The following is a 23,254-nucleotide window of genomic DNA, read 5'->3' as shown; positions in this document are numbered from 1 at the left end:
ATCCCTTTGGCATGCCGTGCATTGAGCGGGGGTGACCTGCATCACACCACCATATGGCATGGCCATATTAGATATGGGGCCATGAGCCTGCGTACATGCCTTCACGGGTTCCTGTTCCTCGCCCTGTTGCTGGTGGTGCCGGCACCGGCGTCTGCGGTGGAAATCCCCGATCCGCCGGAGCAGCAGCCCTTTCTCGATGACCGTGCCGAGTTGTTGAGCGCTTCCGGGCGCGAGGCCGTGGAGGATTTGCAGGAGCGGGCACTGCGCCGCCACGGGACCCACATCGCGGTGGTGACGGTGGAATCCATGGCGCACTACGAGGCCCGCGATTCGCTGGGCATCGAAGGTTTTACCCGGTTGTGGCTCGCCATCTGGCGCCCGGCGCTGCACCCCGACCGGCGTACCGAAGGCCGGGACATGCTGCTGATGGTCAGCCGGGACGATCGCAAGGCCTGGGTTCAGGCCGACCGCGCCTGGAACGACGACCTCTGGAGCCCCCATCTGCAGCAGATCATGGACGTGCGCGTCCTCCCGGAATTCGCCCGCGGGGCCTTTGAGACAGGCCTGCGCGCCGGTCTGGAAGAACTCATCGCCACGGCCGCCATCGGCCCCGAAGGCGAACCGCCGCGGGCCGTGGGCGTCTGGCATGAACGCCTGCACGTGTCCCCCTGGGTCACCACGCCGTTCGCGCTGGGTACCGTCCTGTGGTTCGTGGTGCCCGGTGTGCTGTGTCTGCTGCTGGCAGCATTGCTGCCACGCAATCGGGCCGCACTGAGCAAGATCGGGGCGGGCCTGATCGTGGTGGGAGCGCTTTTCTGGGTCGCGCTCGCTCTGCTCGCCGCCTGGGGCGTCTATCGGTACATGCCACCTCCCGCGGCCCCGCCACCCGGAGCGCGCTCGGGATCGGCCGGTGGTGGCTTCGGCGGCGGATTCGGCGGTGGTGGTGGCGGAGGCGGCGGAGGCGCCGGCGGAGGAGGCGGCTTCTGACGCCGAACCGGCGGGCGCCGGGTGCGCGGGTGCCGAATCGGCGGGAGGGCTCGCCTCTCACCTGGAGCGGATGGCAGGGAGGCCCAGCACCGCGTAGGAGACCGGCCGTCCGGCTGATGGCTGCCGGTGCCGGGTCGTCTCAGTGGCCGTGATGGTGCCCGTGGCCGTGATCATGGCCATGATGCCCGCGGTGGTGATGCCCCTGGTCGGAGCCTTCGTAGCCGCGGGCGCGTGCATAGGCCGCCTTCTGGTCCTCGTTCATCAGCGCATCCATCTTCAGGTGATACGCCAGATGCGTGGAGCGCAGCTGGCCGCGCAGCTTGCCGATCTCCACGGACAGCGCCTCGATCCGGTCTTCGGTGATCTCCCGGGAGGCAAACCCTTCATCCAGCTCGCGTTCAAGTTCCACGATGCGTTCGCCCAGCTCGATCGCCTCCGCCCGCATCTCCTCGTACAGCCGTTCGGTCTCCGCGCGCTGATCCGACGTGAGATCGAGATGATCGACGACCTCCAGCACGTGCATCGGGCCGGGGTAGCCATGCAGTTCGGCGGGCAGGGCGGTGCCCAGGCCCTGACCCTCGAGCAGGCCCTGCTTTTCGTCCGCGGAAAGCGCCTTGATCTCGCGTTCCTGCAGATCCGCATACGGGTTGGCCGCAGCCGTACCGGCGCAAGCTACAAGGGCCAGTCCAAAAATCCAGCGGGTAGTGCGGTGCGGCATGTCTCTCTCCCTGTGGGTGTCGGAAACCGGGGGTTGGATTCTGCCACGTGCTGGTGGTTCCGGCGCTCCCTCAATGTTCCAGTTGGGCGACGTACTCGCCGACCACGACCAGTTCGGACGCGCTGTCCTCTTCCAGGATGATGGGCTCGTAGCCGGGGACGCTGGAATCCGGTTTCAGCATGATCCGCTGGTGGCGCCACTCAGTGTCCGGGTCCACCGTCTTCTCGCTGTGATAGCGCTTGATGGTAAAGCTGGCGCCGGTGTCCGGGTCATTGATGTCGCGGTGCTGCACCAGCACGATCTTGCCTTCGCGCGTTCCGCCGCCCGGCGCCCGGAACAGACACCATGCCCCGTTCGCGATACGGCGGTTCATTGACTCGCCGAACACCTGGGCGATGAACATCCCCGGTTGGGGTGTAATGAAGTCCGGGGGCATGACCCAGTCGAATGCATCCGGGTTCTGGTCCACGGTCTGCAGGTCACTGAAACTGCCCGCCGCCGCCTTGATCGGCACCACCGGCAACGCATTCACGAATGGCTCGACCTCCTCCGGCGCCATCTTCTCGAACGGCAGGACATCCGCCGGTGCAGCCTCCGTCGGGGCAGATTGTGGCTCGGGCGTGTGCTGGCCGATCAGCGCGCGGAAATAGGCGCGCGTCTCCGCATCCGCCGACCAGATGAGGCACCCCTTCATCCCGCGGCTCATCAGCGTGCGATAGGTGTTCTTGATGATTCTGTCGGCCTTGGTTCGGGCCGCATCGGGATCCTCCTTCAGGGCCTTCTTGTAGCCCTTGATGGAGGCGTCATTCTTCGAACGTGCTTCCGGCACCGTGATCACTTTGCCGTCCCGCACGATCAGGTCGGGCCCGATGATTACGCCCACATAGTCCAGCTCCAGCCCCTGACTGGTATGGATACAGCCGATCTGGTGGACCGAGTCCGGCTGGATCATCCAGGTGTGACCGTCCTTGTCGAGGTTCCACTGCATGGCGAAATTGTGCTCGGGAAAGCGGATGTCCATGACCTGCGCGTCCTTCTTGCTATCCCAGTCCCAGCAGTAGCCCGCGAGCATCCGCGCACGGTTGGCGTGGACGTTCAGCGCGAAGATCCGGTCGCGCATGGCGGTTGGTGAGTCGACGACCTCGACCGAATAGTCCAGTTCATCCAGATCCTCGTTTGCCGTCTCGCGAATCTGGAGCGCCTGATCCAGCCAGGCCAGGTAGCCGTCAGACCCGGCGCAACGGAACTGCGAGCGAAGCTCGGCGTAGTGCACGGTAGCGCCCTCTGCCTGTGCCCAGCGCTCGATCTCCTCCCGCGATCCAATGTCCTTCCAGTGAATCCGCTGATCTTCGTCCAGGAAGAACACCGCCGTGCGCGCCGCGTTGATGATCTCCTTGGTCTGGCTCTCTCCCAGGTTCTGGAAAAGCCCCGACTTCTCGTTCAGGCGGTGTGCCTCGTCCACCAGCAGGGTGTCGAAGGTGTCCGTGTCGGTTTCGTGAAATGCACCGGAGCTACGGAACAGGTTGCTGATGCGACTCTTCTTCATCGTCCCGGTCAATTTCGCCTCATAGACCTCCCGCGGGGCCGCATTGCGGGTCACATACTGTGCAACCTTTCCGCGGCGGGTCAGCTCTCCAAGCAGGTTCACGGCCACCACCGATTTCCCGGTTCCCGGCCCGCCCTCCACGATCAGCACCTGCTTGCCGTGTCCCTCGGCCATGTCGGAGAGCTCCAGCGCGCTTTCGAAGACCAGTTTCTGGTCGTCGACCATCACGAACTCGGCGTTCCCCTCGAGCAGCGACGCCAGATGGTCCGCGAGCGACTTCGAGGGGCGAATCCGGCCATGCTCGACCCGGTAGAGGATGTCGTTGGTATCCCCCTTGCGCACATGCTGGCCGAGAAAACGGGCGAGTTTCTCGGCGTCCGCCTTCAGGAAGGCCGGCGCGCGCTCCAGGTGCTCGTGGTAGCGCGCATCGGAAATCGCGCCCGACACGCTGTTGTGGAGATAGGCACAGGGATGCAGCCCGATACCGTCGGTCTGCACGGTCTCGTTGTAGTCCTCCAGCAGCGCCGCATACGACCACGCCTGGTAGGAAGGATGCGTCACCTCGCGTTCCTTGCCGCCTACGAACGTACGCACGATCGCATCCTTCTCGGTCGCCTCGACCTGCTCCCACTGTTTCAGTTCGACGATCACCGCCGTATCCCGGCCATCGTCGTTGCGTCCGGTCAGGATGAAGTCCACCCGCTTGGAGGTCTGCGGGATCATGTACTCGATGGCGACGCCGGCGTCATCCGGGATCCCCGATGCGCTGAGCACGTTCTCCATGTACTGCATCGAGTTGCGCCAGGAAGTGATCTCGTTGGGCGAGGGCTTGCCCTTGCCGGCGCCCAGCATCCCGGCGAGGATCCGATCCTCGATCTGGTTGTGCCGGACATGCTCGACGAAATGGCGCTTGTCAGCGGTATAGATCAGCATCGTGACTTGCCTTTCGGCTACAGATCCGTGTACTTGCGCGCACTGCCCCGCGCCTTGTCGACCGGATACTTCTGCTCGTTCACGTTCAGCTTTTCGTTCGCTGCCTGAACCACGTCGATTCCCAGCCCCCGCGCCAGCAACAGCAGATAGATCTGCACGTCCGCGATTTCTGCCTGAACGGCCTCCCGCTCCGCATCCGACAGCTCACGAGACCGTTCCTCCGTCAGCCACTGGAAGTGCTCGATCAACTCTCCCACCTCGCCCGCAAGCGCCATCGACAGGTTCTTCGGCGAATGAAACTGCTCCCAGTCGCGCTCCCGAACGAACGCCTCCAGGCGGCCCGCCAGATCGTCCAGCTCCGTTGAGGTGCGTGACTCCTTACTCATCGATCCCCCGCCTGTTCCGTTCTTGCCTGCCGGCATCGTACCGGACTCGGTCAGCCCCAAATACCGGCACAACGCCGGTCAAGGCCGCAGGATACGTGTCAGATCTCGATCGAACGGTACAGCCAACCGTTAACAGGTCGATCAAATCGGGAGCCAAGCCCTCTGGGCGATGGGGTGTTGGACGCGTCTGATCGGCCAGGAGGCTGGTCTCCTGCAGTGGGTAGGCCACGGCGTGGCATCGGGGACATGCCCTGCAGGGTAAGCCCAGTGGACTATGGAGACGAGCGGCGCGGACGGGTCCACTGATGGGCGCTGTATTCCATTTGCGATGCAGTCCGAGAAGGTCCTTCTGGAGACGCGGCATGAAAAACACGACGTTACCGGCCCTGCGGGTCAGTGATGGTTTTCGGCATCAGGTGGAGCAGGCCCTTGGCGAGGGAGAAACGCTGTCGGCCTTTATCGAGGATGCCGTTCGCCACGAGATTGACCGCCGACAGGCCCGGGCCGAGTGCCTGGCGCGCGGTCTGGCGTCCGCGGCCCATGCGCGAACCGCCATCGGCGACGCGGTGTCGCTACTGGAGCGCTTTCCACCGAGCTGCCGCATGCCCGACGCCTCCCACCCCCGTATCCGCGAGGGTCTTGATCATGGCACGGACGTCTCGCATCACGTGACACGTGTCAATGTGCGAGCGAGCGGAGCGAGATCGGGGTGTGCAGAATGACTGCACGGCGGCCGAGCTTGTCCCCTTGCCAAGTCCGGGAATGGGGGTGCGTTTCAGCCTTTGCTATAACTGGAGGAGGGCGTGCCGGCGGAATCCGTGTCCAGGCAATCTATTGGATGCGACTGAGAGGGACGTTCCTGCGGCGCGGAGGGAACAGTGCCCGGTGGCGCAGGCATCTGCAGGAGAGCGAATGAATGGCGGAGCCCCCAGTGTGACGCGGCGTCTGAGGCAGCGACTGCACCGCCTGATCAGTCGACTGGCCGAGCGCGTCGCCCCACCGAAACGCCCTTCGGCCGGGTCCCGTGACGCTGATCTTGTCCGTACCCAATATCGGGAGAGCGAGCGGCAATTTCGTGCCCTGCTGGAAAGCCTGCCGATGGTCGCGATCCAGGGGTACGACCGTGACTGGCGGGTCATCTACTGGAACGATGCCAGTACCCGCCTGTACGGTTACACGCCGGAGGAGGCCCACGGTCGCCCGTTGCAGGACCTGATCATCCCGCCGGAGATGCGGGAATGGACGGATGAGGCCCACCGCGCCTGGCTCGAGCACGACCGTGGGATCCCGTCCGGGGAACTGGAGCTGCGGCACCGCAACGGTGATCCGGTGGCGGTTTATTCGCATCACGTCATGCTCAACGAGCACACGGACGACCCCGTGATGTTCTGTGTGGACGTGGATCTCTCCGAGCAGAAACGCGCCTATCGACAGCTCGACTTTGCCACTCGTTTCGACCGGCTGACCCACCTCCTGAACCGGCATGGCTTCGAGGAAGATCTGGATGGGGCGTTGGCGGAGTGTCGCCGCCAGGGTACCAGCCTGGTGCTGGTTTACCTCGACATTGATCACTTTTCCGAGGTCAACGAGGCCCTGGGCTATAACCAGGGGGACCGGTTGCTGGTCGAGCTGGCGCATCGGTTGAGCAGCAATCGCCGCGCCGGCGATCTCCTGGCCCGGATCTCCAGCGATGAGTTCGTGATGGCTTTCCCCGGCATCCGCGACCGGGACAGTATTCAGCGGCTGGTGCAGAAGGTGGAGGAGGCCATGCGGGCTCCGTTTCCCCTGGGGGGCCGCAGCATGAGGCTGACCGCCTGTCTCGGGGTGGCTACCTTTCCCGACAACGGGGAGACCGGCAGGGAACTGATCCGCAACGCCGATCTGGCCAAGGGCCGTGCCAAGCTCGACGAGGAGGCGCGCGTCGTCTATTTCAGCCAGCAGCTCCACGACGAGATGATCCATCGGCACCGGTTGATGGACCGTCTGGAGCGGGGACTGGAGGAAGGCGAGTTCGTCCTGTACTACCAGCCCCAGGTGTCGGCCAGCACCGGTCGGATCCCCAATCTCGAGGCCCTGCTGCGCTGGATTCCGGCGGACGGCTCGTCCATGTCGCCCAGCGAGTTCATCCCCCTGGCCGAACGCTCGGACCTGATCCACCGCATCGGTGACTGGGTGATCGAGGAGGCCTGCCGACAGCGCGCGGCCTGGCGGGATGCCGGTCTGGGGCTCCAGCGCATCGACATCAACTTCTCCGGTCGCCAGATGCGCAAGGCCGATCTCCTTCCGCGCTTCCGGGCCAGTGTGGAACGCCATGGGCTGAACCCCGAGGACATCGGCATTGAGCTGACCGAGAACGTGCTGATCGATTCCGACGAGGAGACCCTGGCGGCACTTCGGGACCTTCGCCACCGGGGGTTCCACATCGGCATCGACGACTTCGGTACCGGTTACTCCTCGCTGAGTTACCTCAAGCACTTTCCCGTGACCTCCCTCAAGATCGATCAGAGCTTCGTGAGCGACGCGCCGCGCTGGCCCGAGGATCGGGCGATCATGGAGGCCGCGGTGTTCATCGGCCACCGGCTGGGGCTCGAGGTGGTGGCCGAGGGCGTGGAGACTCGCGAACACCTGGACCTGGTGCGCGAGATGCAAATCGATCTGGTACAGGGCTTCCACTTCTTCCGGCCCATGCCGGCGGCAGAGGTCGAAAGCCTGCTAACCGCCACGGGCCGGCGCATCGGGGGCCTCTCCAGCTGAGTCGTTGCCCGACGCGCGAGGGCCGCGACGCAGGTGCCGGTCGTGGCGCTCATGTCACGCCTTCGCCATAATCCCGCCCGCGAAACGGGGTGCATATGCGGCCCCGCGGCATTCACAGGCGAGGAGAGGACATGAAGACGGCTTTCACCACGGCAGTGCTGTGCGCGGGACTGGTGGGCACGGCGCAGGCCGGAGAATGGACGACCAGCCCCTATCAGGACCCGGAGTGGTCTCCGGACTTCACCCTGGCGGCGACCGCCGGGCCCATGGATGTGGATGTCTCCGGGGTGGGCTCGGACACGGCCGTGGGCGCGCAGTTTTCGATGAACTGTCCGTGGTTCTCGCCGCCGGCGGGCAACATCCGCCAGCAGTTCAATTACAACCGCTTCGATAACGACGGCCTGAAGCTGCAGACCTTCGAGATGAATCCACGCTGGTTTGGCGGCAGTGGCCGGCTTACCTATGGCGCCGGCCCCGGGATCGGGTACGTCCGGACCAACCCGGATGACGAGTCGTCCGACAGCATGTGGGCGTTCCAGGTGGGGGCGGACGTGGAGTATCGCCATGGTGCCCTGTTTGCGGGCGCGGGCGTGCGCCAGCAGTTCACCAGCGGCGGCGATGCCGACAACCTGCTGGGCCAGGTGAAGGTGGGCGTCAACTTCTGAACTAGCGGTTGAATCGTCGCCAGATTGACAACCGCTAACCGTTGGTCGACGATGATGGTTATCCGCCTCCTGCGAGTACGCCCGCTCCCCCATCCTGAGCGTGTGCCGAAAGCCGGAGGCTTTTTTCGTTCTGAGGGACAAGAACATGACTCGAGTGCGACGGATCGCAATCCTCATTGACGGTGGCTTCTTCATCAAACGGCTACCAAGGCTGGTCGGTTTGCAGTTCTGTGATTCCCCGGAAGCGGTTGCTGACAGTGCGCGCCATCTCTGCAAACGTCATGTCCAGAAACTGATCCATTCCGATGAGAATGAGGCTGACGGCGTGTGGCTGGATCAGGTCTACCGCCTTTTTTTCTACGATGCAGAGCCTTACGACGGCACAAGTCACCATCCGCTGGCCAATCGGCGCATTGATTACGGAAAGACGGAAACCGCGACCTTTCGCCGTGAGCTGTTCTCCCAGCTACGCAAGAAACGGAAATTCGCGTTGAGGCTGGGGACAGTACAGAAGACATCCGATTGGCAGATCAGCCCTGCCCTGACTAAAAAGCTCCTGAAGACTCAGAAGTGGATGAAGGTCCTGGAGGAAACGGTTATCGAGGGCGATGCCCCTCCACAGCTCTCTGCAGACGAGCTCGCGCAGCTCAACAGGGTGCTCGCGACGTGGAATGAGCTGGAAGAAAGGCATATTGGCCTTGAGCTTCGACAGAAGGGCGTTGATATGCGCATCGGGCTGGATATCGCCAGCCTGGCTTTGAAAAAACAGGCGGATACCATCGTGCTGGTGACTGGGGACAGCGATTTCGTTCCGGCAGCGAAACTGGCCCGCCGAGAGGGTATCGAATTTCTCGTGGATCCGATGTGGCAGTCTGTCTCCGATGACCTGAATGAGCATGTGGATGGAATCGTCTCTGCGTTTCCTCCTCCCGACAAATCGGCATCATCCAGGGCCGAAGATCAGGGAGCCACTGAATGAAGCCACCCTTGCTTTGTCGGCGCAGGGGGTGATGCAGCGCCCTGGAATACGAGACAGGTGCGCCGGCCCGGACCAATACGCCGATCCCTTTCCTCTCCGCGGGACCCGCTATGCTGCTGACGTTGCTCATCATGTTCGCCGTGCTGGCCCTGGGGGTCGCGCTGATGCTGTGGCACGCACGGCTGGTGTTCACGGTGGAGCTGCGTGACGGCACGGCCCGGGTGCGGCGCGGCAAGCCGCCGAGGGCGTTCCTGCGCGGATGCGAGGACGTGGCACGCCAGTACCGCCTCAAGCGCGGGCGGATCCACGCGGTGCGCGCGGACGGGGGCGTTCAGCTGCGCTTCTCGCGCGATCTGCCCAAGAACACCCACCAGGCGTTTCGCAACGTCTGGACCCCGCCACCGGGGGGTGGCGGGGGCGGCGGCATGCGCGCGACGGGGTAGGGCCCAGGATTACTGCGCGCAGAGGCCGCCGTCGACGACGTAGGTGTTGCCGGTGCAGCCGGAGGCGGCGTCGGACAGCAGGAAAGCGGCCATGCCGGCGCATTCCTCGTTGTTGACGTAGCGACCCAGCGGGATGCGCGCCTCGAAGGACTGGTGCACCTCGTCGGCGTGGCCGGGGTTCGCCTGTTCCTCGATGGATTCCATCATGCGGTTGGCGACCGGGCCCGGGTTAAGGGTGTTGACGCGGATGTTCTCCGGCCCGAGTTCGGCGGCCAGGCATTTCATCATGCCCACCACCGCGTGCTTGCTGGATACGTACGGCGAGAGGCCGCCGAACCCGCGCAGGCCGGCCACGCTGGAGGTGATGACGATGCTGCCGCCGTTGCCCCGGCGCAGTGCCGGCAGGGCCGCTTCCGCGCCAAGGCGCACGCCCTGCACGTTGACGGCAAAGACCTTGTCCCAGGCGGCATCGGTGCGGCTGTCGAACGGGCCGATCTCGCCCTCGATCCCGGCGTTGAGGAACACGCCATCGAGGCGGCCGAAGCGATCCATGGCGGTGGCGACCATGCGTTCGTTGTCCTCTCGCCGGGTCACGTCGACTGCCAGACCGACCGCGCACTCGCCGAGCGAGCGGGCGATCTCTTCCACCGGGCCCGCCTCGCGGTCGGTGATGACCAGGCTGGCGCCCTGTTCGTACAGCTTGCGCGCCGTGCTCTCGCCGATCCCGCCGGCGCCGCCGGTGATGGCGATGACCTTGCCTTCCAGACCACTCATGTCGCTTCTCCGTGTCGTTAACCGTGTGGTGAATTCGATGGGAACAACGTATCAGTTTCCGCCACGGGTTCGCAGGTGCAGCAGCCGGCCGAGGAATGCGATGCCGAGGATGATCCAGCCGACGGGATACGGCAGCACGCCGGCGAAAAAGGCGGCGAGGGTGGCGAGCAGCAGCAGGCCGATGATCAGCAGCGGGATGTCCATGTACGTTCGAGCCGTTGGTGAGGCGAAGGTTCGTTGTCCGGGCAGGGCGCCTGACGGCCGGGGTGTCGGTATCGCGTGAATCCTGCTACAGATTAGGTATGGGACCTAGTTCAGGCCGCAGCGTGTGGCGGCCCTGCTGCAAGGCATGGCCGGGGGCAGACGGGCGCGTGGAGGCTTTCAGACATGACAGAGCAAACGGCCCCGAAAACCTCGGTTCGGGAAGCGCGGCGGCAATACCGCAAGTACCGGCTGGCCTTCGAGCAGACGCGCGACGCGATCATCTTTCTTGAGCGCGACCGCATTGAGGACTGCAACCCAGCCGCGCTGGCGATGTTCCGGGTCCCGGACGTTGCGACCTTCGTTACCCTTGATCCCTGCGAACTCTCGCCGCTTGTTCAGCCGGACGGCCGCCCGAGCCGGGCGGTGCTTGTCGAGCACATCAATGCGGCGATGCGTGAGGGCCAGGCCTTTTTCGAATGGCGATACGTTACCTGGGGGGGTGGAGCCGAGTTTCCCGCCGAGGTCCTGCTGAGCCGCATCGATCTGGAACAGGGTGCGTTTCTGCAGGCAGTCGTGCGCGATGTCAGCGATCGCAAACAGGCCGAGCGGACCCTGCGTGAACGCGAGCAGGAGCTGGCCGAGGCGCAGCATATCGCCGGGGTCGGGAGCTGGGTGGCCGATTTCCGTACCGGCCGGGTGCGCTGGTCCGACGAGGTCTACCGCATCTTCGGCCTGCCTCCCGAGGAAGGGGACGTCGACCAGGAGACGTTGATGGCGGTGGTCCACCCGGAGGATCAAAGCCGGTTCCGGTCAGCCATCGCGGCCTCTCTGCGTGGGGAACCCTTCGCTGTGCTCCACCGGGTTGTCCGGCCCGACGGATCACAGCGCACGGTCCGTGAACATGGACGCACCGAATTCGACGCCGCAGGCCGGCCGGTGCGGATGATCGGTACGGTGCAGGACATCACCGTGCAGAGTCAGCTGGAGGATCAGCTCCGGCACGAGAAGGTGTTGTTCGAGGCGATCCTTCGGGGGCTGCCCGGGGTTTTCTACATGCTCGACATGCAAGGTCGGTTCGTCCGGTGGAACGAGCAGATGGAAACGGTCACGGGGCGCATGCGGGAGGAACTCGACGGGCTGGATGCGCTGGAACTCATCCCCGTGGAGGAGCGGGATCATATTGAGGAAAGTATCCGCCAGGTCTTTGCCGGCGAAAGCGTACGGGTGGAGAGTCGCCTGTGTACTGTCGATGGCGAGACTCCTTATCTGTTCAATGGCTTGCGGGTCGAGCTTCACGGTCACGCGTACCTGCTCGGGGTGGGTCTGGATATCACCCGGCAGAAGCGGCTGGAGGCGATCCTGGAACGCGAGGCATCGACCGACCGGCTGACGGGCGTTGCGAACCGGCAGTGTTTTGATCGGGAACTGGAACGCGCGTTGGCGCTTTACCATCGTCACGAGAGCGCGGTCGCACTGCTGATCATTGACCTCGACTATTTCAAGAGCGTGAACGACGGGCACGGCCACGACATTGGTGACCAGGTCCTCGTGGAACTGGCCGGACGCCTGGTCGGTGAGATTCGCGAGACCGACGTTCTGGCCCGCTGGGGAGGCGAGGAATTCGCGGTGCTGCTGCCGAATACCGATGTTGCCGAGGCCTGCCAGATGGCGGAGCGCCTGCGCTCCCGGGTAGCGGATGCTTCCTTTGCCGTGGTGGGGCAGGTGACCATCAGTGTGGGCCTGGCCGGCGCGTGTCCCGGAGACGATGCGAACACCCTGTTGAAACGCGCGGACGATGCCCTGTATGAGGCCAAGTCGAGTGGGCGCAACCAGGTCGTGTTCGCGCGGGGAGGCGCGGACTCCCGGGAGTGCTGATCGAGTGGCTGCGCGCCCGTGCAGACCGGGACGGAACGAGCGTTATGTGGAAGGTTGATGGGGCCCGTGGTGATGCCGACTGAGCCGCTGCGGGTGGTAGTGTGCCCGGACAGCTTCAAGGGCAGCCTGGCGGCCGAGGAGGTCGCCGCGGCGATGGTGCGCGGCGTTCTTGCGGCGCGGCCGGATGCCCGGGTGCAAGCGCTGCCGATGGCCGATGGCGGCGAGGGCACCGCATGGCGGATAAGCCGGGCGGCGGGCTGGGAATGGCGCCAGGCGCGGGTCACCGGCCCCGACGGAACGGCGCTGCAGGCCGGCTGGGGACTGGACCCGCAGGGTCGTCGGGCCGTGCTGGACGTCGCCTCGGCCTGCGGTCTGGACCGGATCTCCGCGGGTCGGCGCGATCCCTGGCGGCTGGATACCCGGGGCGTGGGTGAACTGATGCGCGCGGCGCTGGATGCGGGGGCACGGCATCTGCTGGTGGGCCTGGGCGGCAGTGGCACGGTGGACGGGGGCGCGGGCCTGCTGGCAGCCCTGGGCGTGCGGTTCCGGGATGCGGAGGGGCGGGAGCTGGTATCACGCCCGGCGGAACTGGGCAGCGTCGCGCAGGCCGATTTCGCGGAGCTGGATCCGCGCCTGGGCGAAGTCGAGATCACGCTTTTGAGCGACGTGGACAACCCGCTGACCGGTCCGCAGGGGGCGGCGGCGGTGTTCGGGCCGCAGAAGGGCCTGGCGGTGGACGACGTCGCGGCGATGGATGCCTGCCTGCAGCGCCTGGCGGGGGCCATCGAAGCCGCCGGGTGGCTGCGGCGGCCGGCGGATGCCCCGGGCGCCGGGGCCGCCGGCGGACTGGGCTTCGCGCTGGGCTGCGTGCTGGGCGGGACGGCGCGCATGGGGGCGGCGTACGTGGCCGACCTGATCGGTCTGGATGCGGCGATGCGCGAGGCGGACCGGGTGATCACCGGCGAGGGCCGGCTGGATGGCCAGACCGCGCATGGCAAGGTGGTGGCCGAGGTCCTGCGGCGCGCCGGGGGGCCGGGCGTGCCGGTAGCGGCGGTGGCCGGTTCCGTGGACGCCGATGCGGACGAACTGGCCGCGCTGGGCCTGGCCGACGTGCGCGCCCTGTGTGACGGGAGCCTGACCCCGGAGGAGGCCATGGCGCGCCCGGCCGAGGCCATCGCGGCGCGCACCCGTTCCCTGATCGAAGAGGCATGACTTCATGGATCTCGACCCCGTCATCCGGAACTGGCTGGAGCTTGCCGCGCAGGCCCCGTCGTCGCACAACAGCCAGCCGTGGCGGTTCCGCGTGGCGCGCGACGGGATCGAGGTCTGGATTGACCCGGAGCGGTCCCTGCCGGTCTCCGACCCCGGCGGCCGCGAGCGGGTGATCAGCGTGGGCTGCGCGGTGATGAATCTGCGGGTGGCTGCGGCGGCCGACGGCCAGGGGCTGAACGTGCGTCCGGAACAGGCCGGTACCGGACCGTACGTGCGCCTGCTGAATACCTCGCATGCAGGTGCCGATCTGCAGACGCTGCCGCCGCTGAAGGAGTGGATCCCGCAACGGCGTTCGTGGCGCGGACGCTTCCGTCCGGACCCGGTGCCGCCGGAGGTGGTGGATGCGCTGGTCGCCGCCGCGCGCCAGGAGGGCGTCTGGCTGCGGCCGGTGACGGAGGCGGAACCGCGCCGCGAGATCGTGCGGCTGGTGCGGGAAGCGACGCGCGAGCAGTGGCGCAACCCGGCCTGGCGTGCCGAGCTGGCGCACTGGATGCGCCCGGCGGCCGCGGGTGACGGGCTGCCGGTTGGCCGCTTCACCGGCGGTCTGACCCGCTGGGCGGTGCGCCGGCTGGTGTCGCCGCGGGGGATGGGTCGTGCCGAGGCTCGGGTGGCGAGCGGGGCCCCGGTCCTGCTGGCGCTGGGGACGGGGATCGACGGTCCGATGCAGTCGCTGGCGGCCGGGCAGGGCCTGCAGCGGGTGCTGCTGGAGGCCACGCGCCACGGGTTCTGCGCGCGTTATCTGAATCAGCCGCTGCAGCTGCCGGAGCGACGCGCGGAGCTGGCGGAGCCGCTGGGTGGCGGGCATCCGCAGCTGCTGTTCGCACTGGGGCGCCCGGACGGGACGCCGCGGGCGACGCCCCGCCGGCCTGTGGAATCGCTGCTCCGGATTTGACGCCGGATCGGCCAGAGGTCTGGCCTCCCTCGGGGGCGAGGTCGGGGAGGGTGACGTGTACGGGGCCGGCTGGCTGGCCTATGATTCGGGTGGAAAACATCAGGGAAAGACGGGGGAACCACCATGCAGGTCGTGGTCCGGGGAGTGAAGATCGAGTGCGTCACCGGCAACATCGTCGAGCAGCACGACATGGACGCCATCGTGAACGCGGCCAATGCCTGGTTGCGCCCGGGCGGGGGCGTGGCCGGGGCCATCCACCATGCGGCGGGGCCGGAGCTGGAGCGTGAATGCCAGGCGCTGGCTCCCATCGAGCCGGGGCAGGCGGTGCTGACGGACGGGCATCGGCTGCCGAACCGTTACGTGATTCATTGCCTCGGGCCGGTGTACGGGCGTGACGAGCCGGCCAGTCGCCTGCTGGCTTCGTGCTATCGCGAGGCCCTGGCGCGCGCCGAGGAGGCGGGGGTCTTCAGCATCGCGTTCCCGGCACTGTCCACCGGGGCGTTCGGCTACCCCATCGAGGATGCGGCGCGGGTGGCCCTGGAGACAGTTGTGCACCGGACCCCGCATCTGGAGTCGGTGCGCTACATCCGCTTCGTGCTGAGCAAGGACGAGGACCGCGACATCCATGCGCGCATCCTCAAGGAACTGACCGAGTAATACGGACTCCGCGGTTCCCCGATCAGGCGGTCAGGTCGATCTGCTGGACGCTGCCGGTCTCCCCGTCTTCGTTGATCCACAGCCCGGTGGACTCGACCTGGCCGAGCAGGCTGTTGTCTGCGCTGTGCCGCAGGTCGAACGGGGTGCTGACGTGGCCCAGGTAGATGGCGCCGACCCCGACCTCCCCCAGGGCCAGTAGCTGGTCGCGACCCTTTTCGTCGCGCGTCCACACGCGCAGGCGGTCGTAGATCGGATCGTCCGCGTCGATCCAGCCATTGCCGTCGTGGTCGTGGCGGCGCAGCTCGGCAAAGCCGTCGCCGGTGAGCGGGCCGAACAGCTCCGAGCCGTCGTCCACCTTGCCGCTGCCGGAGCGGTCGATGGCCAGGAACCCGCTGCCGGACTGGAGAAAGGCCACCTGCTGTTCGTGGCCGTCGGCATCCAGGTCGAACTCGAAACGGGTGTCGGTGAGGGCGGCCGCCGGTGCATGGAAGTTGATGACCAGCGGATCGTGCAGCTCGGCGTCCATGCCGGCGCTGACGCGGGTGTGCTGCATGAACTCGCGGCTCATGCTGACGGAGAGGTCGATGTCGATCGCCTGGCCGTCGGCTGTGCGCACCATGCCCCGGGCCTCGAAGGACGTGTGCTCGACCTCGATCCGGGTTTCCTCCACCGACCAGGCGATGCCGGCACGGGCCACCGAGCCCGGCCCCCGTGCGTGAGCCGGGGGCGGCGAGAATTCGACCGTCTCGGCATTCTCGTCCGGGTCCGGGCGCAGCTCGGACGGATCCAGGACCTCGATCTCCCGCCCGGTCAGGCGTTCCACGATCAGGCGCAGCAACTCCATGCGCATGTTGTCCAGCGGGGTGAGTTCGGCATCCGCGGGTGCGGCGCCGACCGTGGAGCGGGCTTCGGTGTGCGGGGTGGCGGCCGGGGCTGACAAGGATGGCAGGGCCCGGGGGGATTCGCCGGTTGCCGTGACTGCCGTCGGGGCTGCCGGTGGTGCTGGCAGGTTCGTCGCGTCGGCGCGGGTGGCAGTGAGGCGTGCCGAGCGGTGCGTGGCCTCGAAGGCGACGCGCTGGCTCGAAAGTTCCAGGGAGTGTTCTGCGATGCGCATGGGGGCGGCCCTCCGGGTACACAGCTTCCCGGAGGTAACGGCTGGCGGGCGGCAAACTTTAGCCGCATGGCGGCAAATGGTTGCCGCCATGCCATGCCAGGTCAGGCACGTTCAGTCAGGCGGCCGAGTGGTCCGTCTCCCCGTCGGCGAGGCGGTCGGCGTAGTGGTCGCGGGCGAGGTAGGTGTAGATCGCCGGGACCACGAACAGGGTGAACAGCGTGCCGATGGCCATGCCGGCGGCGATCACCAGGCCCATGGCGAAGCGCGAGCCGGCGCCGGCGCCGGTGGACATCAGCAGCGGCACCATGGCCACCACGGTCGCGGTGGTGGTCATCAGGATCGGACGCAGGCGCAGGCTGGCGGCCTCCTCGATCGCCTCGCGCAGCGGGTGCCCCCGGCGCTGCAGCTGGTTGGCGAACTCCACGATCAGGATGCCGTGCTTGGCGATCAGGCCGATCAGCGTCAGCAGGCCCACCTGGGTGTAGATGTTGAGCGAGGTCACGCCCAGGCTGATGAAGATCAGCGCGCCGGCGATGGACATCGGCACCGTGGTCAGGATGATCAGCGGGTCGCGGAACGACTCGAACTGCGCGGCCAGCACCAGGAAGATCACGAGCAGGGCGAAGAAGAACGTCACCACCAGGTCGCCGCCCTCGGCCTTCAGCTGGCGGGATTCACCCGCGTAGTCCACGTTCACGTCCGGCGGCAGTATTTCGGCGGCGATCTCGTCGATCAGCTCCAGCGCCTCGCCGAGGGTCACGCCCGGGGCCGGCACGCCCTGCAGGGTCACGGCGTTGAGCTGCTGGAAGCGGTTCAGCTCGCGCGGGGTGACGCTTTCCTCCAGGGTCACGATGCTGGACAGCGGCACCGGCGTGCCGTCGGCGGTGCGGGTGAACAGCTCCTCCAGCTGCTCCGGGGTCAGGCGGTCGGTGCGCTGCACCTGGGGGATCACTCGGTAGCTGCGGTTCTCCATCGCGAAGCGGCCGGTGTAGCCCCCGGAGAGGAACGTGGCGAGGTCGGCGTTCAGCGTGGTCATGTCGATGCCCAGCTGGGCCGCGCGCTCGCGGTCGATCTTCAGGTCCACCCGCGGCTTGTCGAAGTCGAGATCGGTATCCAGGAAGATGAAGCGCCCGGTGGCCATCGCGCGTTCGGTGATCTCGTCCGTGAAGGTCTCCAGCTCCTCGAACGAGGCCGTGGAGTTGAACACCACGCTGACCGGGGCACCGTCGCCCGGGGTCGGCAGCTGCGGCGGCTGGATCGCGAACACCTCCAGTCCCGGGATGCGGTCCAGTGCCGGCTGCAGGTCTTCTTCCAGGATCGTGTCGGTATCGCGCTCGCGCTGTTCCCACGGGCTCAGCACGAAGCCGCCCAGCGCCTGGTTGGTCGCGCCGGCCATGCCCGGGCCGCCACCGAAGCCGTTGACGATGAAGATGTTGTCCATCTCCGGGATCTCGTCGAACAGGCGGTCGGTCAGGGCCGTGTTGCGTTCGAGGTGGTCGATGCCCATGTGCGGGTCGCCCTCCATGATGGAGAAGGCGAAGCCCTGGTCCTCGGGCGGCTCCAGTTCCGACTGCGAGGTAACGAACAGGAAATAGCACGAGACCAGCACGATCGCGCCGAACACTGCAATGGTGAAGCGGTCGTTGAGGGCCCCGTGCAGGCGCCGCCGGTAGCGCCGGCGCAGACCGTCGAAGCGGTCGTCCAGCCAGGTCTCGATGCGCCCGCGCTTCTGGCCGTCGCCGTGGCGCAGGATCTTCGAGCACATCATCGGCGACAGGGTGATGGCGACGATCCCCGAGATCACCACGGTGGCCGCCAGGGTGAAGGCGAACTCGATGAACAGCGTGCCGGTCAGCCCGCCGATGAAGCCCAGCGGCAGGAACACCGCGACCAGCGTGGTGGACATCGCCACGATCGGCCAGGCCAGCTCGCGCGCCCCCTGCAGCGCGGCCTCCATGCGCGACATCCCCTCCTCGATATGCCGCGAGATGTTCTCCAGCATGATGATCGCGTCGTCCACCACGATGCCGATCGCCAGGACCATCGCGAGCAGGGTCAGGAGGTTGAGCGAGAAGCCCATCAGCAGCATCAGCATGAAGGTGCCGACCAGCGACAGCGGCACCGCCACCGCGGGGATGATCACGCTGCGCAGCGAGCCCAGGAACAGGTAGATCACCACCAGCACGATCAGCAGCGCGAGGGCGATGGTGATCAGCACCTCGTTGATCGCGCTCTCGATGTAGTCGGTGGAGTCGTAGACGATCTCGCCGTTCAGCCCCGACGGCAGCCGTGGTTCCACGCGCTCGTCGAAGACCTCGCGCACCTCGGCGATCACGTCCAGGGCGTTGGCGTCCGGCGCCAGCTCGATCCCCATGAAGGTGGCCGCCTGACCGTTGAAGCGCACCGAGGAGTCGTAGGTCTCCGAGCCCAGTTCCACCTCGGCCACGTCGGCCAGGCGCACCAGGTCGCCATCGGCCTCGAACAGCACCAGCTGCTCGAATTCCTCGACGCTCTGCAGGTCGGTGTCGGCGGTGAGGTCGAGGCTGACCATCGAACCCCGGGTCTGGCCGACCGCGGAGAGCACGTTGTTGCCCTCCAGCGCCTGGCGCACGTCGCGCCCGCTGACCCCGTACGAGGCCATGCGGTCCGCGTCCAGCCAGGCCCGCATGGCAAAGGGCTCGCCGCCGAGGATCTCGGCGCGCTGCACGCCGTTGACGGTGGACAGCTCCGGCTGCACCTCGCGCACGAGGTAGTCGGTGATCTGGTTGTTGTCGAGCTGTTCGGAATAGAACGACAGGTACATCGCGGCGACGTCGTCGCCCACCGACAGGTCCACCACCGGGTCCTCGGCCTCGGCCGGGAGTTCGGAGCGGATCTTGTCGACCTGCGCGGAGATCTGGGTCAGCGCCTCGTTGGGATCGTAGTCCAGCTCCAGATGGGCCTGTACCGTGCTGGTGCCCGCCATGCTGGAGGAGACGATGTAGTCGATGCCCTCGGCCTCGGCGACCTCGCGCTCCATCGGGGTGGTGATGAAGCCCTCGACCAGATCGGCTTCCGCGCCGATATACGAGGTGCTGACGGTCACCACCGCGTTCTGCACCTCGGGGAACTGGCGGACGTTCAGGTCCACCACCGCGCGGATGCCGAACAGCAGGATGAACAGGCTGACCACCGTGGCCAGCACCGGTTTCTGAATGAAGACGTCGGTGAAACGCATGGTCGCGGCCCGGGTCAGCGAGTGTCCGGGCGCGGGTCGCGCTCGGCATCCGGCTGGGCGTCTTCGGTGATGTTCACCGGGGTGTCGTTCTGCAGCTTGAGCAGGCCGCTGGCGGCCACGGTGTCGCCTTCCTCCAGCCCGTCGCGGATGCGGATCAGGTCGCCGCGCCGTTCGCCGGTCTCGACCAGACGCTGTTCCACCCGCTTCTGCCCGTCATCGTCCTCGAACACCACGAACGCCGACTGGCCCCACGGGGCGTGGCGGATGGCGGTCTGCGGCACCACCAGTCCTTCCTCGGCCTCGCCGCGTTCCAGCGTCACGCGGGCGAACTGTCCCGGGCGCAGGCGGTGGTCCTCGTTATCGAGGGTGGCCTGCACCTGGAACATCCGCGAGGCCGCGCGCACCCGGGGTTCGATGGCGGTGATCTCGCCGCTGAAGGTGGAGTCGTGCGCATCCACCCGCACGCGCACCTCCTGGCCCAGCTCGATCTGGCTCAGGCGCCGCTCGGGCAGGGAGAAATCCAGGTGGATGGGGTCCAGGGTCTGCAGTTCGACCACCGGATCGCCGGGGCCGACGAACTGGCCCTCGTCGATCTGGCGGATGCCCAGCTGGCCGTCGAACGGCGCGCGCAGGCGCTTCTGCCGGATGCGTTCTTCCTGCGAGCGCACGGCGGCGCGGGCCTGTTCCGCTTCGGTCTGCCGGCGCTGCAGTTCGGAGTCGGAGATGCTGTCGCGCTCGGCCAGCCCGCGGGCGCGCTGCAGCTCGCTTTCGGCCAGCATGGCCGCGGCCTGCAGGCTCTCCAGCTCGGCGCGGTCGAGGGCGGTGTCCAGCTCCACCAGGGTCTCGCCTTCGACCACTTCGGTGCCGCTGGAGAACAGGATGCGATCCACCAGGCCCTGGCTCTGGAAGCTCAGGGTCGCGCCGCGCACCGCCTCGAGACTGCCGATGGCGCGGGTCTCGGGTGTCCACGCGTCGGTCTGGACGGTGGCTGCGTTGATGGTGGCCTCGGGTTCGGGCATCTCCTCGAAATATTCGGCGATCTGCTGGTCGATGAAGGCCTTGAATCCGAAGATCCCGCCCAGCACCACGGCCACGCCGAACAGCATGTAGAAGAAACGGCGACTCACTGGAAGGCCTCCTGCAGCACGGCGCGTACGCGCTCGCTCTCCGCGCGCACCACCGAGGGTTCGTCGGGGTCCACGCGCGGCTCCCAGCGCCAGCCGGTCATCAGTGCGTGGAAATGGCGCAGCAGGTGATCCAGCGGCTGGCCGATGTCATAGGCCTCCAGCAGGCCGCGGGCATTGGCAAGGCTCTGCATGCCCTGGTTCAGGGCCCAGGGGCCGAGCCCCATCTCTTCGGCGGAGATCTCCCGTGCCACGGGAAGGTCCCCCTTTTCCCGGGCCCTTTCCACCACGCCACTCACGGCATCGCTGATCGGCTGGGCGGCCGTGAGCAGAGCCTCGCGGCGTTCCTGTGAAATCTGCGCCCAGACCGCCTCGGTGAGCAGGTACTGCATCAGGCGGTAGTGGTCCGGGTTGGCGGCGGCGAAATCGAGGTCCGTCAGTACGATCGCCAGCATCTGCGAGCGCGTGCCCAGGGGCAGCTCCGGCAGCCGGCGGAAGCGTTCGGCGTGCTGGATGGTGGTGCGCGTCGCCACCGCGGCCAGCAGATCCTCCTTGGAGGCGAAGTGCTGGTACAGCGTGCCGGTGGCGTATTCGCAGGCGGAGGCCAGCTTCGACATCTGCAGTGCCAGCAGGCCGTCCGTGCGGATCAGCTCGTGGGCCTTGTCGATGAACAGCTGTTCGCGTGCCTGGCGCTCGCGTTGCTTGCGGTCTTCGGTTCCCATGACGCTGCAGGCTAGCGAACCCGGAACGGTTTGTGAACCGAATTCATGGATTGTTTCGGGTTCGCGTCGGAGGCTGGAACACGCCGCGGCCGATCGGCGTCAGCTGGAGGGCCGGTTCCATACCCCCGCCGGCCAGCGGGAACGTATCCTTGAGGGGAAGGCTGGCCACGAGGAAGGCTCATGAAGACACTGCGCGAACGGATGGCGGACAACGGGTTCGAGTCGAACATCGATTACGCCCACCATGTGGAATGCGTGCTGGCCCAGGCGGGCGGCGTGATCCCCACGCTGAACGTCGAGGGGGATTCGGGCCGGCGCAAGACGGCCTTTGCCAACGCGCTGGCCGCGGCACTGGAAGTCCCGCACGTGCTCTATCACGACTTCACCCAGGCGCAGGACCCGGCGCCGACCGCACAGCCGGCGTCCAACCCGGAAGAGGAAGGGCGCGAAGAGCCGCCGATCCCGGCGTTCGACCGGGAGGTCTCCAGCGCCTGCGCGTATTCCGAGGGCGAGCGCACCATCCTGATCCTGGATCAGCTGCAGGCGGCGGATTTCCGCGAGCACCTTCGGCTGTACCGCTTCGTGGTCGACCGCGAATGGTCGATGGGCGGGTCGTCCTTCGTGGCCAGTCCGGAACGGCTGATGCTGCTGCTGATCTCGGAGGAGCCGATCTATCATTCGCTGAAGAAGGTCGGTTTTACCGTGTGGGTGCCGCGCGCCTCGGTGGGCGAGGCGGATTACCGCCCGGAGGATTTCGGTCTGGGGCCGGAGGCCGAGGGCCTGCTGGCCGGGCTCGGCGAGCTGTTCCGGGCACTGGGGGTACAGCCGACCCCCTCGGAGTTCCGTCGCCTGCTGGACGACATCCGCAACCGCGTGCGCACCCGCGAGGAGCTGACCCATTCGATCTTCGGCTGGACCGAGGGGATCGACCACACGCTGCTGGTCTCCGATGCGATCCAGCAACGCATGGAACGGCTGATGCCGGAGCTGTGGGAGTTCGTGGGGTCCGAGCACGTGGAACTTTCCGGCGTGCCCCCGGATCCCGAGTAGACGGATACCGGGCCGCAGGGCCCGGGTCGCACGCAGGGGAGGATGGCCATGGTACGGACGGGATGGACAGCAGCCGCGGGCTGGCGGCTTGCGAGCGTGGCGGGATTGATCGTGTTGCTGGCGGGCTGCGGGCGCGCCTTTCCGGAGCCGGCACCGGATCGGGAGTTCGCCGACGGGCTGTCGGCCGAGACCCTGTTCGAGCGCACGCTGGAGGCCCACGGGGGCGATCTGCGCGAGGACCCGCGCGACTTCAACATGGCCACCGACGGCGAATGGGGACGCATGATCCAGCGCATCCAGCCGCTGGTGACGGATACCGGCTTTCGCGGGCGTTCGGAAGAGCGCTATCGCCCGGCGGATTCGCTGTACGTGCGCGAGTACACCGGGCCCGAGGGGGTGAAGCACGTATTCCGCCACGAGGGCACGATCAGCGTGTACTACAACGGCGAGTTCGAGACCGATCCGGACCGGGTCGCCGCCACCGCGATGACCATCGACGCGGGCGAGCTGTTCCATTTCGGCCCCAGTTTCGTGAAGCACCGGGCCACCGATCTGCAGCGCCTGCCGGACCGGCGCGAGGATGGCGTGGACTACCACCGGGTGCTGGCGACCATCGAACCGGGCTTCGGCTTTGCCGAACGCGACGAGGTGGTGATGTGGATCCACCCGGAGACCGACCGGCTCTACCGCGTGCACATCACGCTCGAGGGCTTCGAGCCCACGCAGGGCGCACACGTGGACACCACGTTCCTGGAGTACGAGGAGGTCGGGCCGTATGTGCTGCCGTCGCGCTTCGAGGAACGGGTGCGGGGCCCGCTGCGCCTGCACGTGCATGACTGGTGGGTGACGGGCCGCGACATGGACCGCGGCTGGGAGATCGAGGACGTGCGCGGACCGGGGTTCTCCGGTGCGGCCGAGCCGCCGGCCGCCGAGGAATAAGCC

21 protein-coding genes are annotated in these 23,254 nt (G+C 67.0%); 12 read left to right on the top strand and 9 right to left on the bottom strand.

Going from position 1 to position 23,254, the window contains the following annotated elements:
* Nucleotides 1–81: 81 nt before the first annotated feature.
* A complete protein-coding gene (locus tag D571_RS0108505) occupies nucleotides 82–987 on the top strand; it encodes a YgcG family protein (protein WP_018936259.1) in 906 nt (301 codons plus the stop codon).
* A 139-nt stretch (nucleotides 988–1,126) separates the two neighbouring features.
* Here D571_RS0108505 and D571_RS0108500 read toward each other — a convergent pair whose 3' ends face one another.
* From D571_RS0108500 to D571_RS0108490, 3 genes are all read right to left on the bottom strand, one after another.
* Nucleotides 1,127–1,705, bottom strand: a complete 579-nt coding sequence (locus D571_RS0108500; protein WP_018936258.1) for a Spy/CpxP family protein refolding chaperone — start codon at nucleotides 1,703–1,705, stop codon at nucleotides 1,127–1,129.
* A 70-nt stretch (nucleotides 1,706–1,775) separates the two neighbouring features.
* The gene (locus D571_RS0108495) at nucleotides 1,776–4,184 is read right to left on the bottom strand and encodes a DNA/RNA helicase domain-containing protein (protein ID WP_018936257.1); all 2,409 of its coding nucleotides are present in this window, start codon (nucleotides 4,182–4,184) and stop codon (nucleotides 1,776–1,778) included.
* A gap of 17 nt (nucleotides 4,185–4,201) precedes the next feature.
* The gene (locus D571_RS0108490) at nucleotides 4,202–4,570 is read right to left on the bottom strand and encodes a nucleotide pyrophosphohydrolase (protein ID WP_018936256.1); all 369 of its coding nucleotides are present in this window, start codon (nucleotides 4,568–4,570) and stop codon (nucleotides 4,202–4,204) included.
* 362 nt (nucleotides 4,571–4,932) lie between these two features.
* Between D571_RS0108490 and D571_RS14620 the strand changes: the two genes are divergently transcribed.
* The 5 genes from D571_RS14620 (at nucleotide 4,933) to D571_RS0108465 (ending at nucleotide 9,411) form a co-directional block, all read left to right on the top strand.
* Nucleotides 4,933–5,292, top strand: coding sequence for a YlcI/YnfO family protein (locus tag D571_RS14620; protein ID WP_369773858.1), 360 nt, complete (start codon nucleotides 4,933–4,935; stop codon nucleotides 5,290–5,292).
* A gap of 190 nt (nucleotides 5,293–5,482) precedes the next feature.
* Entirely contained in the window at nucleotides 5,483–7,324 is a 1,842-nt protein-coding gene (locus D571_RS0108480; RefSeq protein ID WP_083916882.1) for a bifunctional diguanylate cyclase/phosphodiesterase, read from the top strand.
* 131 nt (nucleotides 7,325–7,455) lie between these two features.
* Entirely contained in the window at nucleotides 7,456–7,989 is a 534-nt protein-coding gene (locus D571_RS0108475) for a hypothetical protein (RefSeq protein ID WP_018936253.1), read from the top strand.
* Nucleotides 7,990–8,134: 145 nt separating this feature from the next.
* The gene (locus D571_RS0108470; protein WP_018936252.1) at nucleotides 8,135–8,968 is read left to right on the top strand and encodes an NYN domain-containing protein; all 834 of its coding nucleotides are present in this window, start codon (nucleotides 8,135–8,137) and stop codon (nucleotides 8,966–8,968) included.
* 110 nt (nucleotides 8,969–9,078) lie between these two features.
* Nucleotides 9,079–9,411: a DUF3634 family protein gene (locus tag D571_RS0108465; protein WP_018936251.1), complete on the top strand. Its 333-nt coding sequence runs from the start codon at nucleotides 9,079–9,081 to the stop codon at nucleotides 9,409–9,411.
* Nucleotides 9,412–9,420: 9 nt separating this feature from the next.
* Here D571_RS0108465 and D571_RS0108460 read toward each other — a convergent pair whose 3' ends face one another.
* Both D571_RS0108460 and D571_RS14445 read right to left on the bottom strand, forming a co-directional pair.
* Nucleotides 9,421–10,185, bottom strand: coding sequence for an SDR family NAD(P)-dependent oxidoreductase (locus D571_RS0108460; protein ID WP_018936250.1), 765 nt, complete (start codon nucleotides 10,183–10,185; stop codon nucleotides 9,421–9,423).
* Nucleotides 10,186–10,236: 51 nt separating this feature from the next.
* The gene (locus tag D571_RS14445; RefSeq protein WP_018936249.1) at nucleotides 10,237–10,389 is read right to left on the bottom strand and encodes a hypothetical protein; all 153 of its coding nucleotides are present in this window, start codon (nucleotides 10,387–10,389) and stop codon (nucleotides 10,237–10,239) included.
* Nucleotides 10,390–10,572: 183 nt separating this feature from the next.
* Here D571_RS14445 and D571_RS13660 point away from each other — a divergent pair, with 183 nt between their 5' ends.
* The 4 genes from D571_RS13660 to D571_RS0108435 all read left to right on the top strand — a co-directional run bounded on the left by D571_RS13660 (nucleotide 10,573) and on the right by D571_RS0108435 (nucleotide 15,085).
* Nucleotides 10,573–12,264 (top strand): diguanylate cyclase, encoded by a 1,692-nt coding sequence (locus D571_RS13660; protein ID WP_018936248.1) that lies wholly within the window; start codon nucleotides 10,573–10,575, stop codon nucleotides 12,262–12,264.
* A gap of 72 nt (nucleotides 12,265–12,336) precedes the next feature.
* The gene (locus tag D571_RS0108445; protein ID WP_038046951.1) at nucleotides 12,337–13,476 is read left to right on the top strand and encodes a glycerate kinase; all 1,140 of its coding nucleotides are present in this window, start codon (nucleotides 12,337–12,339) and stop codon (nucleotides 13,474–13,476) included.
* A 4-nt stretch (nucleotides 13,477–13,480) separates the two neighbouring features.
* A complete protein-coding gene (locus D571_RS0108440; RefSeq protein WP_018936246.1) occupies nucleotides 13,481–14,428 on the top strand; it encodes a nitroreductase family protein in 948 nt (315 codons plus the stop codon).
* Nucleotides 14,429–14,551: 123 nt separating this feature from the next.
* Nucleotides 14,552–15,085 carry a macro domain-containing protein gene (locus tag D571_RS0108435; protein WP_018936245.1) on the top strand — a complete coding sequence of 178 codons (534 nt, stop codon included), beginning with the start codon at nucleotides 14,552–14,554 and terminating at the stop codon, nucleotides 15,083–15,085.
* A 22-nt stretch (nucleotides 15,086–15,107) separates the two neighbouring features.
* On the opposite strand, the gene D571_RS0108430 is transcribed toward D571_RS0108435, so the two are convergent.
* The 4 genes from D571_RS0108430 to D571_RS0108415 all read right to left on the bottom strand — a co-directional run bounded on the left by D571_RS0108430 (nucleotide 15,108) and on the right by D571_RS0108415 (nucleotide 21,262).
* Nucleotides 15,108–16,199 (bottom strand): hypothetical protein, encoded by a 1,092-nt coding sequence (locus tag D571_RS0108430; protein ID WP_018936244.1) that lies wholly within the window; start codon nucleotides 16,197–16,199, stop codon nucleotides 15,108–15,110.
* 115 nt (nucleotides 16,200–16,314) lie between these two features.
* A complete protein-coding gene (locus D571_RS0108425; RefSeq protein WP_018936243.1) occupies nucleotides 16,315–19,416 on the bottom strand; it encodes an efflux RND transporter permease subunit in 3,102 nt (1,033 codons plus the stop codon).
* Nucleotides 19,417–19,430: 14 nt separating this feature from the next.
* The gene (locus D571_RS0108420) at nucleotides 19,431–20,543 is read right to left on the bottom strand and encodes an efflux RND transporter periplasmic adaptor subunit (protein ID WP_018936242.1); all 1,113 of its coding nucleotides are present in this window, start codon (nucleotides 20,541–20,543) and stop codon (nucleotides 19,431–19,433) included.
* Nucleotides 20,540–21,262, bottom strand: a complete 723-nt coding sequence (locus tag D571_RS0108415; RefSeq protein ID WP_018936241.1) for a TetR/AcrR family transcriptional regulator — start codon at nucleotides 21,260–21,262, stop codon at nucleotides 20,540–20,542. Before D571_RS0108415 ends, D571_RS0108420 begins: the two co-directional genes overlap by 4 nt.
* A gap of 180 nt (nucleotides 21,263–21,442) precedes the next feature.
* On the opposite strand from D571_RS0108415, the gene D571_RS0108410 reads away from it, so the two are divergent.
* On the top strand, nucleotides 21,443–22,312 hold the full coding sequence (locus D571_RS0108410; RefSeq protein ID WP_018936240.1) for a hypothetical protein: 870 nt from the start codon (nucleotides 21,443–21,445) through the stop codon (nucleotides 22,310–22,312).
* Between the two features lie 48 nt (nucleotides 22,313–22,360).
* On the top strand, nucleotides 22,361–23,251 hold the full coding sequence (locus tag D571_RS0108405; RefSeq protein ID WP_232196952.1) for a hypothetical protein: 891 nt from the start codon (nucleotides 22,361–22,363) through the stop codon (nucleotides 23,249–23,251).
* The last annotated feature ends 3 nt before the right edge of the window (nucleotides 23,252–23,254 follow it).

Origin of the sequence: Thioalkalivibrio sp. ALJ24, from assembly GCF_000377785.1 — a bacterium.
Lineage (GTDB): Bacteria > Pseudomonadota > Gammaproteobacteria > Ectothiorhodospirales > Ectothiorhodospiraceae > Thioalkalivibrio.
The sequence above is the reverse complement of the archived record's forward strand: the minus strand, read 5'-3'. Positions and strand labels throughout refer to the sequence as shown.